This window comes from Streptomyces sp. NPDC033177 (assembly GCF_055577715.1).
In genome coordinates this window covers 1,228,891-1,244,054 of the sequence record NZ_JBVIPS010000001.1, presented here as the reverse complement: position 1 = coordinate 1,244,054, position 15,164 = coordinate 1,228,891, and the positions used below count along the sequence as shown (strand labels likewise).

General features: G+C 73.3%; 11 protein-coding genes. 8 read left to right on the top strand and 3 right to left on the bottom strand.

Annotation, left to right across the window (positions count from 1 at the left end):
* Nucleotides 1-32: 32 nt before the first annotated feature.
* Genes ACZ5U5_RS05615 through ACZ5U5_RS05600 form a run of 4 tightly spaced genes read left to right on the top strand, consistent with a single transcriptional unit; the run spans nucleotide 33 to nucleotide 5,301 of the window.
* Nucleotides 33-659, top strand: coding sequence for a YigZ family protein (locus ACZ5U5_RS05615; RefSeq protein ID WP_469016615.1), 627 nt, complete (start codon nucleotides 33-35; stop codon nucleotides 657-659).
* Nucleotides 660-716: 57 nt separating this feature from the next.
* Complete coding sequence (locus tag ACZ5U5_RS05610) at nucleotides 717-3,077, top strand: FHA domain-containing protein (protein ID WP_469016613.1); 2,361 nt, start codon at nucleotides 717-719, stop codon at nucleotides 3,075-3,077.
* 50 nt (nucleotides 3,078-3,127) lie between these two features.
* Entirely contained in the window at nucleotides 3,128-4,279 is a 1,152-nt protein-coding gene (locus ACZ5U5_RS05605; RefSeq protein ID WP_469016611.1) for a hypothetical protein, read from the top strand.
* The gene (locus ACZ5U5_RS05600; protein ID WP_469016609.1) at nucleotides 4,279-5,301 is read left to right on the top strand and encodes a serine/threonine-protein kinase; all 1,023 of its coding nucleotides are present in this window, start codon (nucleotides 4,279-4,281) and stop codon (nucleotides 5,299-5,301) included. The genes ACZ5U5_RS05605 and ACZ5U5_RS05600 overlap by 1 nt, the downstream gene beginning before the upstream one ends.
* 7 nt (nucleotides 5,302-5,308) lie before the next feature.
* Here ACZ5U5_RS05600 and ACZ5U5_RS05595 read toward each other — a convergent pair whose 3' ends face one another.
* Complete coding sequence (locus tag ACZ5U5_RS05595) at nucleotides 5,309-6,598, bottom strand: streptophobe family protein (protein ID WP_469016607.1); 1,290 nt, start codon at nucleotides 6,596-6,598, stop codon at nucleotides 5,309-5,311.
* Nucleotides 6,599-6,781: 183 nt separating this feature from the next.
* Between ACZ5U5_RS05595 and ACZ5U5_RS05590 the strand changes: the two genes are divergently transcribed.
* From ACZ5U5_RS05590 to ACZ5U5_RS05580, 3 genes are all read left to right on the top strand, one after another.
* Complete coding sequence (locus ACZ5U5_RS05590) at nucleotides 6,782-7,945, top strand: DUF6777 domain-containing protein (RefSeq protein WP_469016604.1); 1,164 nt, start codon at nucleotides 6,782-6,784, stop codon at nucleotides 7,943-7,945.
* 134 nt (nucleotides 7,946-8,079) lie between these two features.
* Nucleotides 8,080-9,243, top strand: a complete 1,164-nt coding sequence (locus ACZ5U5_RS05585) for an exonuclease SbcCD subunit D (protein ID WP_469016602.1) — start codon at nucleotides 8,080-8,082, stop codon at nucleotides 9,241-9,243.
* On the top strand, nucleotides 9,240-12,314 hold the full coding sequence (locus tag ACZ5U5_RS05580; RefSeq protein ID WP_469016600.1) for an AAA family ATPase: 3,075 nt from the start codon (nucleotides 9,240-9,242) through the stop codon (nucleotides 12,312-12,314). The genes ACZ5U5_RS05585 and ACZ5U5_RS05580 overlap by 4 nt, the downstream gene beginning before the upstream one ends.
* A gap of 18 nt (nucleotides 12,315-12,332) precedes the next feature.
* Here ACZ5U5_RS05580 and ACZ5U5_RS05575 read toward each other — a convergent pair whose 3' ends face one another.
* Complete coding sequence (locus ACZ5U5_RS05575) at nucleotides 12,333-12,779, bottom strand: Lrp/AsnC family transcriptional regulator (protein WP_365822191.1); 447 nt, start codon at nucleotides 12,777-12,779, stop codon at nucleotides 12,333-12,335.
* 94 nt (nucleotides 12,780-12,873) lie between these two features.
* On the opposite strand from ACZ5U5_RS05575, the gene ACZ5U5_RS05570 reads away from it, so the two are divergent.
* On the top strand, nucleotides 12,874-13,401 hold the full coding sequence (locus tag ACZ5U5_RS05570) for a rhodanese-like domain-containing protein (RefSeq protein WP_469016597.1): 528 nt from the start codon (nucleotides 12,874-12,876) through the stop codon (nucleotides 13,399-13,401).
* A gap of 11 nt (nucleotides 13,402-13,412) precedes the next feature.
* On the opposite strand, the gene ACZ5U5_RS05565 is transcribed toward ACZ5U5_RS05570, so the two are convergent.
* Entirely contained in the window at nucleotides 13,413-15,131 is a 1,719-nt protein-coding gene (locus tag ACZ5U5_RS05565; protein ID WP_469016595.1) for a DUF885 domain-containing protein, read from the bottom strand.
* Between the last annotated feature and the right edge of the window lie 33 nt (nucleotides 15,132-15,164).

Here is a 15,164-nt window from a genome sequence, read left to right as displayed (position 1 = left end):
TCGTGGCCTGCGCGGGGGCCTACTCTGGCGGGATGCACGACGAGTACCGCACGGTGGCCCGCGAGGCCGTGCACGAGACCGAGATCAACCGCTCGCGCTTCCTGTGCGCCCTCGCGCCCGCGGCCACCGAGGAGGAGGCCCAGGCGTTCGTCGCGCGCATCCGCAAGGAGCACCCGTCCGCCTCGCACAACTGCTTCGCGTACGTCATCGGGGCCGACGCCGGGGTGCAGAAGGCGAGCGACGACGGGGAGCCCGGCGGCACCGCGGGGGTGCCGATGCTCCAGATGCTGCTGCGGCGCGACATGCGGTACGTCGTCGCCGTCGTGACCCGCTACTACGGCGGGGTCAAGCTCGGCGCCGGCGGTCTGATCAGGGCCTACGGAGGCGCGGTCGGCGAGGCGCTCGACGCGGTCGGCACGCTGACCCGCAGGCGCTTCAGGGTCGCCACCGTCACGGTCGACCACCAGCGCGCGGGCAAGATCCAGAACGATCTGCGGTCGGCGGGGCGCGAGGTGCGTGACGTGCGCTACGGCGACGCGGTGACCATCGAGATCGGGCTGCCCGACGCCGACGTCGAGGCGTTCAAGGCCTGGCTGGCGGACGCGACCGCGGGCGCCGCGGTCTTCGAGCCCGGCGGAGAGGCGTACGGGGACGCCTGACGACCGACGGCTGCCCGAGCCCAGGCGTGGATGCGTCCGAATGGGTAGAATTCGGGCATGGGAGAGCGGTCTGCAACACCCACTGCGCCCGAACTCGTCCTGGAGACCGACACCGGCTCCACGGTGATGAGTCCGAGCCGGGACTATCACGTGGGACGCGACCCGCTGAGCGACGTCGTCATCGACGACGCCCGCGTCTCCTGGCACCACGCCGTCCTGCACGCCGAGCGCGACCACTGGACGATCGAGGACGAGCACAGCACGAACGGCACCTACGCCGACGGGCAGCGCGTCCAGGAATGGGACGTCGGCGTCGGCAGCGTCCTGCGCTTCGGTAGCGTCACCGACGGCCCGCGCGCTGTGCTCGTCGGCCGTACGCCGCCCCCGCCCGCCGCCGCCCCTGAGCGCCCCTCCGCCGTCCGTACCCCCTCGGCCACCGGCACCTTCCGGCAGCCGACTTCGGTGCGCCCGCTGCCCGCCCGCACTGTCCGCATCGGCCGCGCCGCCGACAACGACCTGGTCATCGACGACCTGGTCGTCTCGCGCCGCCACGCCGAGCTGCGGGTCCTCGCGGACGGCAGCTACGAGATCGTCGACCTCGGCAGCCACAACGGCACCTACCTCAACGGCCAGCCGGTCGGCCGGGCCCCGGTCGCGGCCGGGGACATCGTCGGCGTCGGCCACCGCGCGTTCTGCCTCGTCGGCGACCAGCTACAGGAGTACGTCGACACCGGCGAGGTCTCGCTCGACGTCCAGGAACTGACCGTCACCGTCGACCGGGGGCGCAAGACGCTCCTCGACAAGATCTCCTTCCCCGTCGGCGAGAAATGCCTGCTCGCCGTCGTCGGACCCAGCGGCGCCGGGAAGTCCACCCTCCTCAACGCCCTCACCGGCCTGCGCCCCGCCGACGACGGCACGGTCCTCTACGACGGCCGCGACCTCTACCGCGACTACGCCGAACTCCGTCAGCGCATCGGTCTCGTGCCGCAGGACGACATCCTGCACGCGCAGCTCACCGTGCGCCGGGCCCTCGGATACGCCGCCGAACTGCGCTTCCCCCAGGACACCGAGAAGGCGGAACGCCGGGCCAGGGTCGACGAGGTCATCCGCGAGCTCGGCCTCGAACAGCGTGTCGACCAGCCCATCCACAGCCTCTCCGGCGGCCAGCGCAAGCGCGTGAGCGTCGCCCTCGAACTCCTGACGAAACCGTCCCTGCTCTTCCTCGACGAGCCGACGTCCGGGCTCGACCCGGGCATGGACCGCTCGGTGATGCACATGCTGCGCGGCCTCGCCGACGACGGCCGTACGGTCATCGTCGTCACGCACAGCGTGCTCAGCCTCGACGGCTGCGACCGGCTCCTCGTGCTCGCCGCGGGCGGCAGGATCGCCTACTACGGGCCGCCGCAGGACGCACTCCCGTTCTTCGGTTTCGAGGAGTGGCCCGAGGCGTTCGAGGCCTTCGAGGGGGACCGCGACCGGGACTGGGCGGGGGAGTACCGGCGCTCGCCGTTCCACCAGCGGTACATCGTCAACTCCTCGGCGCAGCCGCCGATGCCGCAGGGCGCCGCGAGCCCGGTCGCCTCCTTCGCGCCGCCGCCCAAGGCGCAGAGCTGGGGGTCGCAACTCCGGACACTGGTACGGCGGTACGCGGCGGCGCTCGCCGCCGACCGGACCTTCCTCGCCATCATGATCGCGCTGCCGTTCGTGATGGGCGCCATGGCCCGCGCGCTGTCCGGGAGCAAGCTGACGCAGGAGACGGCGATGAACGCGCTGCTCATCCTCTGCGTGGGCGGAGTCCTGACCGGCGCGGCCAACGCCGTGCGGGAACTGGTCAAGGAGCGTGTCATCTACCGGCGCGAACGGGCCGTCGGGCTCTCCAGATCGGCGTACCTGATGTCCAAGGTCGTCGTGCTCGGCACCATCACCGTCCTCCAGGCCGTCGTGCTGACCCTGGTGGCGCTGTTCGGCGTCGACCTCAACGCGCCCGGCGGCGAGGGCGTCCTGCTGCCACCCCTGGTCGAGATCACCGTGGCCGTGGCGATGCTGGCGTTCACGGCGATGATGCTGGGGCTCCTGGTCTCGGCACTCGTGCGCAAGGAAGAAGTGACGATGCCGCTGCTCGTGCTGCTCGCCATCGTGCAGGTGGTGTTCTGCGGCGCCCTCCTGAAACTCAACGGGGTGCCCGGCGTGGAGCAGCTGGCGTGGCTCGTGCCGTCGCGGTGGGCGCTGGGCGCGATGGCGGGGACGATCGGTCTCGGCAGGATCGTGCCGGGGGAGCTGACCGCCGATCCCCTCTTCCGGCACTCGGCGGGCGTCTGGCTGCTCAACATGGGCATGTTGGTGGCCCTCTCCGTCGTGTTCGGCTTCCTGGTGGCGAGGCTGCTGAGACGGCATGAACCCGCGGTGATGCGGAAGTAGCGAGCACAGAGCGGGAGCGGGATCTGGGCAAGGGAGCAGGAGTGGACGACATGACCACAGCGGACTTCCGCCCCACGCACGTCGTCCCCCAGGACGGTCTTTCCGCCTGGGACGCGCCGGACGTGAACCGCCCGACGACGCCGCTCGACGCGCTCCTGCCCGTCCAGCTGGTCGACCGGCTCGGTGACTGGGCCCGGATCGTCTGCGCGAACGACTGGTCGGCCTGGGTCGACGGCCGCCTCCTGATCGCCGTACCGGCGGACCCGCCCGCCGCGGGCCACCCCCTGACCCGTACGGCGGACCCGGGGCCGCTCCTCGCACGCACCGAGGCGGCACTGGGCGACTACCGCAGCGCGACCCGGGAACTGGCGTCCGGCGAGACCGACGCGGACACCTTCCGGCAACGGACCCGCGGACTGCGGGTGGGCGTGGTCGTGGACGGCGACGCGATGTGGCTCTACGACGCCGAGCACGAGCGGTGGGTGTACTGCGACGGGGCCCGGCTCAGCACGTACGCGGTGGGGGAGGCCCCGAGCGTCGGCGGAGCGCAGAGGGAGGCCGGTGGCGACGGGGGGCCTGCGAGTGGGGCGGCGGGTCCGGAGCCGACGCGGGTCGTCGAAGGTGCTGGTGATGCGGGCCGCGTTTCTGGGGGGTATGGCGCGACCAGTGACGCCCGCGGGGCTGCGAGTGAGCGCAGCGGGGGTGAGGCAGGCTCTCCCGAGCCGACGCAGGTGGTCGAGGCCGTGTCCGGCGCGGGGACGGTCCGCGCTCCGGGTGGCGAGGGCAGTGAAGAGCTCGCCCCTGCCTCGTACGGCGAAGGCGCCCGTCGCGCCCCTGCGACGTACGGCGAAGGCCCTGTGTCCGCGCCTGCGACGGCCCGCGGCGGCCCTGCCTCGTACGGCGAAGATGCCCGTCGCGCCCCTGCGACGTACGGCGAAGGCCCTGCGTCCACGCCTGCGACGGCCCGCGGCGGCCCTGCCTCGTACGGCGAAGATGCCCGTCGCGCCCCTGCGACGTACGGCGAAGGCCCTGCGTCCGCGCCTGCGACGTACGGCGAAGGCCCTGTGTCCGCCCCTGCGACGTACCGCGACGCCCCTGCCTCCGCCCCCGACCCCGCCGCCGGGGCCGCCGATGAACCCACCCGTCGTATCCCTCCCGTCCCGGCCGACCCCGGCCCGGCGGTCCGGTCGGGTGACGCGTGATGGAGGCCGTGCCGCGCGACGACGTGTCGGCGGGCGCCAGTGCCCACTCCGGGCGCCCCTCCGAGCTGGTCGGGCAGCAGATCGCCGGATATCGGGTCGAGGGCGAGATCGGGCGCGGCGGGATGGCCGTCGTCTACCGGGCCAAGGATCTGCGCCTGGACCGGACCGTCGCCCTGAAGCTGCTCGCACCCGAGCTCGCCCGCAACGACACCTTCCGGCAGCGCTTCACGCACGAGTCACGCGTGGCCGCCGCGATCGAGCATCCGCACATCGTGCCGGTCTTCGAGGCGGGTGAGACGGACGGCGTGCTCTACATCGCCATGCGGTACGTTCCCGGGCTCGACCTGCGGCATCTGCTCGACGGCTCGGGCCCCCTCCCCGTCGGAACGGCCCTCCGCATCGCCGCGCAGGTCGCCTCCGCGCTCGACGCGGCCCACGATCACGGCCTGGTCCACCGCGACGTCAAACCCGGCAACATCCTCGTGGCCAAGGGCACGGACAGCGACCACCCCGAGCACGTCTACCTCACGGACTTCGGCCTGACGAAGAAATCGCTGTCGCTGACCGGCTTCACCACCGTCGGCCAGTTCGTGGGGACCCTCGACTACGTGGCGCCGGAGCAGATCTCCGGCCGCCCCGTGGACGGCCGGTGCGACGTCTACAGCCTCGCCTGCGTCGTCCACGAGACCATGGCCGGCGGGCCGCCCTTCCAGCGCGACGACGACATGGCGCTGCTCTGGGCCCACCAGTACGACCAGCCGCCCCGCCTGACGGAGAAGCGCCCCGAGGTCCCCGCCGCCCTCGACGGCGTCCTCGCGAAAGCGCTGGCCAAGCGCCCGGAGGACCGGTACGGCTCCTGTCTGGAATTCGCGGCCGCACTGCGCGCCGCGGCCACGGGAAGCGCACAGGGCCATGCCCCCACACAGGTGGACCTCCCGGTCGTCGGAGCCCCGGCGGACCAGGGAGCGCCCCCGGAACCGCCGAGCTGGGCGCGCCCGGTCTTCCGGCGGCTGCCCGGCTAGCGCGTACTCACTGCACCTCACCGCGCCGGTGCACCCCGCGCGCCAGCAGGCCGCCGATGAAACCGGTGACCAGGCCCCAGGCCACGGCAAGGATCAGCGCGGTCCCCAGATTCGGGTCCAGCTTCACCAGGCCGGACAGGCCGCCGCCCAGATCGCCGATGCCCAGGAGCGACAGGCCGTAGTGGGCGGAGACGCGGGCGAGCAGGCAGACGGCGAGCACTGTCAGGGTCAGCGCCACCGCCATGTGCACGGCGTGCTGCCAGGCCCGCATCCGGGCCGGTGAGCGCGCCGCCATGAGGAACGCGGCGCCGAGCACCAGGACCGCCGCGACCACGAGCAGCCACCACACCCGCCCGTCGTGGTCTGCGAGGGACCGCAGACTGAGCGTGGAGTCGGCCGGCGTACGCAGGACGTCGTCCAGGACCTTCGGCATGGGCAGCCCGAAAGGACCGTCCACGCGCCCCTCCCAGGACGCGCCGAGCCCGATGGTGAAGGCGAGCCAGACGAGGTTGGGAAGGCCGAGCAACAGCACCGCGAACGTCTCGGCCGTGTGCCCCTTGGCCACCGCCACGACCACGCCGGCCACGAGCCCCAGGGCGACGTACGCGAGCAGCAGGACGACCATGGCGTACGCCGCGGGACGCACCGACTCCTGGAAGCGCACCAGGCGGGCCGGGAGCGGCGCCCCGCGCGAGACCAGCAGCGCCACCAGGAGGACGCCCGCGAGCCACAGCAGCCCGAAGAGGATGGTCAGCGGCACATCCGTCTCGAAGCCGACCTCGGGCGAGGCGTCCAGCAGATCACCGATGTCGGCCGCGGGGCCCTCCCCCAGCGTGATCGTGAACCGGTGGCGCGCCAGGAGGCCAAGTCCGACGAGGAGCAGCACCCACAGCACGGCGAACCGCGCGGCCCAGCCGGCCAGTTCCCCGGTATGGGCGACGGCCCGGTGCCGCAGCGGCCTGAGGAACCCGGCGGCGATCACCAGAGCCCCGGTGAGGGAGACCGAGAGGGGCAGCACGGAGAGCCCCGCGTTCGTCTCGGCGATCGCCCCTGCGTCACCGGAGAGCCCGACGGAGCCGCCGACCGCCATCACGACGACGGCCGCGACGACCCGGGGGAACGCGCCGCCGGGCAGATCCGTGGCCCCGGCGGCCCACAGGCCGAGCGCGGCGACGACGGCCATGGCCACCAGCGCGGCGAGCACCGCGAGGAGGGCGTGGATCCAACCGTGGGGGGCCCGCCGGCTTGCGGACGCGCGCTGCGCGCCTGCCTGCCCGGGCGGTGTCTGGTCGCTCACGTTGTCACGCTAAGCAGCCCCGCCGAGGTCCGCCCCTCGGGAGGGCCGACCGCGTCGGCTTGCGGGCCCCCGGGAAGCCGGACACACAATAGGCGCGTAACGGAATTAGGCGTACGGATCGAACGAAAGCATGCGTCACCGGGTCTGAGCGCCGTACATCCCCTACGCAGGGAAGAAGTACTCGTGAGCGCCGAACCGCCGTCGTCAGGACGCCCCACAGGACCCCCGTCCGGCCCGCTCTCGGGCCCTTCACAGCCGGGCCCGCCGCAGTCAGGCCCGCCGCAACCTGGTGGTACCTCGGGCGGCCCACCGGAGCCTCCGGGGCCGCCGCCGGGTGGCGCAAGCCCCGAACCGGGGCCCGGTGGAGGCCCGGCACCGGACCGCCCCTGGTGGAAGTCGGCGCCGCGCGTGGCGGCGATCTCCCTGGTCCTTGTGGCCGCCGTGGTGCTGACCGTCGTCCTCACCCGGCCGGACGGCACCTCGGAATCCGGCGGTGAGGTCGCCCTCCAGCCCGCGGGGAAGCAAGGCCCTGACCCCTTCACCGAGTCGACGGCCCGGGACGACTCCACGCCGCCGTCCCCGAGCGCCCTGCCGAGCTCCTCGGCGTCGGCCAACGTGACGCGCGGCGTCGACGGCGCCGCTCCCGGCCTCTACGGCGGGACGCGGAAGGTCGGCAGCTGCGACGTGGAGAAGCAGGTCGGCGCCCTGAAGAAGGACCCGGCGAAGAACAAGGCGTTCGCCTCGGTCCTCGACATCGACGCGTCCGGCGTCCCCGCGTACCTGCGGGCCCTCACCCCCGTACAGCTGCGCATGGACACCCGCGTCACCAACCACGGCTACCGCGACGGCGCCCCCACCGCCTATCAGGCGGTCCTCCAGGCCGGGACCGCCGTGCTCGTCGACGACCGGGGGGTGCCCCGCGTGCGCTGCGCCTGCGGCAACCCGCTGCTGCCCCCCGTCGCGCAGAAGAGCACCCCGAAGCCGACGGGTGACGCGTGGCCCGGCTATCGGTCGTCGAACGTCGTGGTCGTGGCACCGGCCACCCAGGTCGTGAACGAGTTCGTCATGTACGACCCGGAGAGCGGCGACTACTTCGAGCGTGACAAGGGCGACACCGGTGCCGGTGACACGAAGACCGAGCCGCCGGTGAACCAGCCGTCCTCGTCACCGTCCGAGCCCTCGTCCCCCTCGTCGAGCCCGTCCTCTTCGTCCCCTTCATCCTCTTCGCCCTCTTCCGTTCCCCCTTCCTCCGGCGAACCCTCCTCGCCGCCCGCCCCGGTGACGCCTCCCTCGGAACAGGAGCAGCCGCCCGCGTCGGAGCCCGCGCAGCCGCCGTCCTCTCCGTGACAGATCGACGTTCGTGATTTAGCAGGTGCCGACAGGCGCTAGCGTGGTGGGTGCTGTCGGCGAGGCCCGTGCTGGGGCGGTCCTTGATCCGGGGCGGAGGAGGGGAAAGTGAGCATGCGGGCCGGAGCGGCGTCTTGAGAATTCTGCACACGTCCGACTGGCATCTGGGCCGGTCGTTCCACCGCGTGAACATGCTCGACGCCCAAGCCGAGTTCATCGGGCACCTCATCACCACGGCGCGCGAGCGCGAGGTGGACGCCGTCGTCGTGTCCGGCGACGTGTACGACAGGGCCGTACCGCCGCTCGCGGCCGTCGAGCTCTTCGACGATGCGCTGCACCGGCTCGCGGACCTCGGCGTCCCGACGGTGATGATCTCCGGCAACCACGACTCGGCGCGCCGCCTGGGCGTCGGCGCCGGGCTCATCGGCCGTGCGGGCATACACCTGCGCACCGCGCCCGCCGCCTGCGCGGACCCGGTGGTGTTGGCCGACGAGCACGGGGACGTGGCGTTCTACGGCCTTCCCTACCTCGAACCTGCCCTGGTCAAGGACGAGTTCGCGGTACCGAGGGCCGGGCACGAGGCGGTGCTCGGCGCCGCCATGGACCGGGTCCGCGCCGACCTGGCCGCCCGGACGCCGGGCACCCGTTCCGTCGTCCTCGCGCACGCCTTCGTCACCGGCGGCGAGGCGAGCGACAGCGAGCGGGACATCACCGTCGGCGGGGTCGCCGCCGTGCCGTCGGGGGTCTTCGACGGCGTCGACTACGTGGCGCTCGGCCACCTGCACGGCAGCCAGGTCATCAGTGAGCGCGTGCGCTACTCGGGCTCCCCGCTGCCGTACTCGTTCTCCGAGTCAACGCACCGCAAGAGCATGTGGTTCGTGGACCTCGGACCCGCGGGGGAGATCGCGGCCGAGCGCATCGACTGCCCGGTGCCGCGCCCGCTGGCCCGCATCCGCGGCGGCATCGAGACGCTGCTCGCCGACCCGGAGCTCGCCCGCCACGAGGACGCCTGGGTCGAGGCGACGCTCACCGACCCGGTGCGCCCCGACGATCCCATGGCCCGCGTCAGCGAGCGTTTCCCGCACACCCTCAGCCTCGTCTTCGACCCCGAACGCGCCCCCGAGGACCCGGACGTCTCGTACGCCCAGCGGCTGAAGGGCCGCAGTGACCAGCAGATCGCGGAGGACTTCGTGGCCCATGTGCGGGGCGCGGGACCCGACGTACCCGAACAGGCGGTGCTGCGGGAGGCGTTCGACACCGTCCGCGGCGACGACACCCTGCGCGAGGTGGCCCGATGAGGCTGCACCGGCTGAGGATCACCGCGTTCGGGCCCTTCGGCACCACCCAGGACATCGACTTCGATGACCTCTCCGCCGCCGGGCTCTTCCTGCTGCACGGACCGACCGGCGCGGGCAAGACGTCCGTCCTGGACGCCGTCTGCTACGGCCTGTACGGCTCGGTGCCCGGCCCCCGGCAGGGCAGCGGCCAGGGCGTGACGCTGCGCAGCGACCACGCTCAGCCCGGCGTGCGGACGGAGGTGTGCCTCGAACTCACCGTCGCCGGACGCCGATTGGAGGTCACCCGGCAGCCGCCGTGGGAGCGCCCGAAGAAGCGCGGCACCGGCACGACCATGGAGAAGGCCCAGAGCTGGCTCCGGGAGTACGCAGCCGGGGAAGCCGAAAGCACCGGCGCGTGGAAGGACCTCAGCCGCTCCCACCAGGAGATCGGCGAGGAGATCACGCAGCTGCTCGGTATGAGCAAGGAGCAGTTCTGCCAGGTGGTGCTGCTGCCGCAGGGCGACTTCGCGCGCTTCCTGCGGGCCGACGCCGAGGCCCGCGGCAAACTCCTCGGGCGCCTCTTCGACACGCGCAGGTTCGCGGCGGTCGAGCAGCGTCTTGCCGAGCAGCGGCGCGAGGCCGAGGGCGCGGTACGGGAAGGCGACAGGGAGCTCCTCGCCGACGCGCACCGGATGCAGCAGGCCGCCGGGGGCAGCCTTGAGGACGCCGAGTCGCCGCTGCCCGAGCTTTCGCCCGGCGACCCGGGGCTCGCCGAGTCCGTGCTGACCTGGGCCGCCGTCGCCCGCACCAGCGCCCGCGAGCGGCGCACCGTCGCTGAGTGCGCGCTCGGGGCCGCCGAGTCCGCGCAGGCGGCCGCAGGGCGCCGCCTCGATGACGTACGAGAACTCGACCGGCTGCAGACGCGGTTCGCCCAGGCGCGGGAACGGTCCGAGCTGCTTCAGGAGAGGGCCGGGGAGCACCGGGAGCGACTGGACCGGATGGAGCGCGCCCGGCAGGCCGAGCGGGTCGCCCCCGCGCTCGGCCTGCGCCGGGCCACCGAGGAGGAACACCGCCGCGCGAGCGCCGACGAGACACGGGCGAGGGGGCAACTGCCCGCCGCGTTCGCCGACTCCGGCGCGGCGGGACTCGCCGCCGTCGCGCGCAAGGCCGCCGAAGAACTCGGCGGCCTCGAATCCGCCCGGCGCGCCGAGCGGCGCCTGACCGAACTCGGCACGGAGCGCACCTCCTTGGAGCGTGAGGAGCGTGCCGACGACGAGCTCCTGCGCGAGGCCGCGGGCTGGCTCGACGGCTGGGAAGCGACCAAGGCCGCGCTCCAGGAGCGCATCGAGTCCGCCCAGGAGGCGGCGACGCGCGCGGAGCATCTCGCGGGTCAACTGGAGCCCACGCAGGGCAGGTTGGAGGCGGCGCGCCGCCGCGACCGGCTCACCGGCGAAGCGACCGCCGCGCACGAACGGGCCCTTGCGGCCCGTGAGCGTGCCACCACGGCCCACGAACACTGGCTCGCCCTGAAGGAACAGCGCCTCACCGGCATCGCGGCGGAACTGGCCGCCGGTCTGGCCGACGGCGCCCCCTGCGCGGTCTGCGGCGCCACCGAACACCCCGCGCCCGCGCCGCGGAGCGCAGGGCATGTCGACCGCGCCACGGAGGAGTCGGCGCTCGCCGCCTACCGGCAGACGGAGGAGCTGCGCACGCAGGAGGAGCGGCAGCTCGGCGAGGTGCGCGAGGCGTTGGCGGCGGCCGCCGCCGCGGCCCTCGGGTCGTCCGGCACGGAGACCGGCACCGAAGAGCCGGAGGCCGCACTCCAGGGGCCGTCCGTCGGTCAACTCGCCGCACTCGTAGAGGAGTTGCGGAGGGAGCACGCCGAAGCGCGCAGCCGCGCCTCCGGGCTGCACGCCGCGAGGGAAGCCCTCGCCCAGGCCGAGCGCGAGCACGACCGCAGGGTCGCCGCACGGCAGGAGGCCGTCGTGCGGGCCGCGTCCCGCGCCACTCTGCGGGACGCTCAGGAGCGCGAACAGGCCGATCTTGACTCCGAGTTGACCCGTGCGCGAGGAGCCAGCGGCAGCGTCGCCGCGCGGGCCGCCCAGCTGGAGCGGCAGGCCGCCCTCCTGACCGAGGCCTCGGAGGCCGTGCGCAGCGCCGACGACACCGCCCAGCGGCTCAAGGACGCCGACGCGCGACTCGCCGACGCCGCCTTCCGTGCCGGGTTCGACACACCAGGGGACGCGGCCGAAGCCCTGCTCGACGACGCGGGCCACCGCGAGCTGCAGCACCGTATCGACGCGTGGCAGAACGAGGAGGCGGCCGTGCGTTCCCTCCTCGCCGAGCCGGACGCGGCCGCCGCCGCCGAGGAGCCGCCTGCCGACCTCCGGGCCGCCCAGGAAGCCGCCGAGCACGCCGACCAGCGGGCCCGCGTGGCGGCATCCGCCCTCGACGCGGCCACCCGGCGGTGCGCCGAACTCGACCGGCTCTCCGAGCGGTCGGCCGCCGGTTCCCGGCGGCTCGCGCCGCTGCGCGCCGACCACGACCGCGTGGCGCGCCTCGCGGGCCTCGCCGCGGGCACGTCGGCGGACAACGAACGCAAGATGCGCCTGGAGTCCTACGTCCTCGCGGCGCGGCTCGAACAGGTCGCGGCAGCGGCGACCGCGCGGCTGCGGCGCATGTCGTCGGGCCGCTACACCCTCGTCCACTCCGACGACCGTACGGGGCGCGGCCGTTCGGGCCTCGGACTGCACGTGGTCGACGCGTGGACGGGCCGCGAACGCGACACGTCCACGCTCTCGGGCGGCGAGACCTTCTTCGCCTCGCTCGCTCTGGCGCTCGGCCTCGCGGACGTCGTCACCGACGAGGCGGGTGGCGTACGGCTCGACACGCTCTTCATCGACGAGGGCTTCGGCAGCCTCGACGACCAAACGCTTGATGAGGTTCTCGACGTATTGGACTCACTGCGCGAGCGGGACCGCAGCGTCGGCATCGTGAGCCACGTCGCTGACCTGCGGCGCCGGGTCCACGCGCAGCTGGAGGTCGAGAAGGGGCGCGCGGGGTCGGTCGTGCGGCAGCGGGGCGGGGTGTGAGGGACGCCCGGGGGCGGCTCAGCGGCCCAGTGGGCGCCTCGGCAGGGGAGAGGAGTAGACGATGCTGGTGGTCACCGAACCCAGCGCCCCGATCTTTCCCGCGACTTCCTCCAGGTGACCCATGGAGCGCGCGGCGACCTTGATCACGAAGCAGTCGTCGCCGGTGACGTGGTGCGCCTCCAGGATCTCGGGGGTCACCTCGACCAGGTCGTGGAACGGCTTGTAATGGCCGTTGGGGTAGCGCAGGCGCACGAACGCCAGGATGGGCAGGCCGAGGCGCTCCGGGTCGACCACGGCCGCGTACCCCTGGATCACGCCCGCTTCCTCCAGGCGGCGGACCCGTTCGGTGACGGCGCTCGGGGACATGGCGACGGCGCGTGCCAGCTCGGCGTAACTGGCACGGCCCTCGCGCTGGAGGACATCGAGGATTCGCCAGTCGGTGGCGTCCGTGGAATAACCGGTCATGTCTGAGAGGTAACAGGGGAATCCCCGGCCGATCAAGAGGTACGCCGGTGATCATCCCTTCTGGGCCGGTGGCTTTCCCCGTAGTTTTTCGGCCATGAGCACAGTGACGAACAGCGAAGCGACGACCTCCACGAGCGCCCCGGCCGCGGCGGCCGCCGCCCCGAACTCCGTCCTGCGGGTCCCTCCCGCGCCCCCGGCAGCGGCCGCCGCCTACTTCGGCGCGAGCCTCGCCTTCCACGCCGACGTGTCCGACGTCGCCTCGGCGCTGGCCACCGATGGCGACCCCGGCTTCGTCGTGGTCGACTCCCGCTCGACGGCGTCCTGGGACCAGGGCCACATCCCCGGCGCGATCCACCTCCCCACCGCCCTCATCCCCGAGCAGGCGGAGCAACTCCTCGTCAAGTCCGTCCCGGTCGTCACGTACTGCTGGGGTCCCGGCTGCAACGGCGCGACCCGCGCCGCCCTCGCCCTCGCCCAACTCGGCTTCCAGGTCAAGGAGATGCTGGGTGGCTTCGAGTACTGGGCCCGCGAGGGCTTCGGGTTCGAGACCTGGGAGGGCGACGAGCGGCGTGCGCCCGACGCCCTCACGGCCCCACTGGACGCCGAGGACTGCGGCTGCTGAGGCCGGCGCCTCTAGAGCGCGGACAACTCGTCCACCAGGTCGTCGAGCCCCAGCGACCCCTGCGACAGCGCGGCCATGTGCCACGCCTTCGCGTCGAACGCCTCGCCGTGCCGCCGCCGCGCGTTCTCGCGGCCGAGGAGCCAGGCCCGCTCGCCCAGCTTGTAGCCGATGGCCTGGCCGGGGATGGAGAGGTAGCGGGTCATCTCGCTCGCCACGTAATCCGTGGGCCGGCTGCAGTGCGCGTCGTAGAACTCCTGCGCGAGGTCGGGCGTCCAGCGTTCACCCGGGCGGAAGGGCGAGTCCGCCGGGATCTCCAGCTCCAGGTGCATGCCGATGTCGACGATGACGCGCAGCGCCCGCATCATCTGCGCGTCCAGATAACCGAGCCTGCGCTCGGCGTCCTTGAGGAAGCCGAGCTCGTCCATCAGCCGCTCCGCGTACAGCGCCCAGCCCTCCGCGTTGGCGCTGACGATGCCGATGGTCGCCTGGTAGCGGGAGAGGTTCTCAGCGACGTGCGCCCACTGGGCGATCTGGAGGTGATGGCCGGGCACGCCCTCGTGGTACCAGGTGGAGACCAGGTCGTAGACGGGGAAGCGGGTCTCGCCCATCGTCGGCAGCCACGTCCGGCCGGGGCGCGAGAAGTCCTGCGACGGCCCCGAGTAGTACGGGGCCGCGGCGCCGCCCGGCGGGGCGATGTGGGACTCCACCTTCCGTACCCGCTCGGCGAGTTCGAAGTGCGTGCCGTTCAGCGCCTCGATCGCCTCGTCCATCAGCTCCTGGAGCCAGACCCGCACCTCCTCCACGCCCTCGATGTGCGTGCCGTGCTCGTCGAGATGGGCGAGCGCCACCCACGGCGTCCCGGCGCCGGGCAGGATCTTCTCGGCCTCGGCGCGCATCTCGCCGAGCAGCCGGTGGAACTCGGACCAGCCGTACGCGTACGCCTCGTCGAGGTCCAGGTCGGTGCCGTTGAAGTAGCGCGACCAGCGGGCGTAGCGCTCGCGGCCCACCGTCTCGGGGGCGCCCTCGATCGCGGGCGCGTAGACGTCACGCATCCAGTCGCGCAGTGCCACGACCGAGGCGGTGGCGGCGCGGGCCGCGGCGTCCAGCTCGGCCCTGAGCGAGTCGGGCCCGTCCGCGGCGAAGTCCTCGAACCAGCCGCGGCCCTCGGCGCCGCCGGGGCCCGCCCACTCGCCGAGCTGCCCGATGAAGACGGCCGTCGGCCGGGGAGCCGCGAACAGCTTGCGCTCCAGGCCGAGTTCGAGCGACGCGCGATACCCCTCGTAGGCGGCGGGCACGGCACGCAGCCGCTCGGCGATCGCCGCCCAGTCCTCGTCCGTCTCCATCGGCGTCATGGTGAAGACCTCGCGCACCGCGTGCGGGATCGTGTGCAGATTGCCCACCGCGCGCAGCCCCTCGTCGGCTTCGTGGACGGCGAGTTCGGCGGTGAGCCGCTCCCGAAGCAGCCGCGCGCACCGGCGTTCGGCCGCACTGTCGGCGCCGGGCCTGCGCTCCGCGTCGTCGAGCCGGGCGAGCGTCGTGCGGGCAAGCTCGGCGACGGCTTCCTGGCCCGCCGGTGAGGTGTCGGGGAGCTTGCTGTGGCTGGCCTTGACGCCGAGGAACGTGCCGTTGACGGGGTCGAGGACGATGAGCTCGTCGACGTAGGCGTCGGCGACCTGGCGGGGCAGCGGTCCGCCGCTCTCGTTCGTGTTCGGGATCTTCGTGTCTGACATGCGGTCATCCTCGTACGCGGGACACGCCCCCGT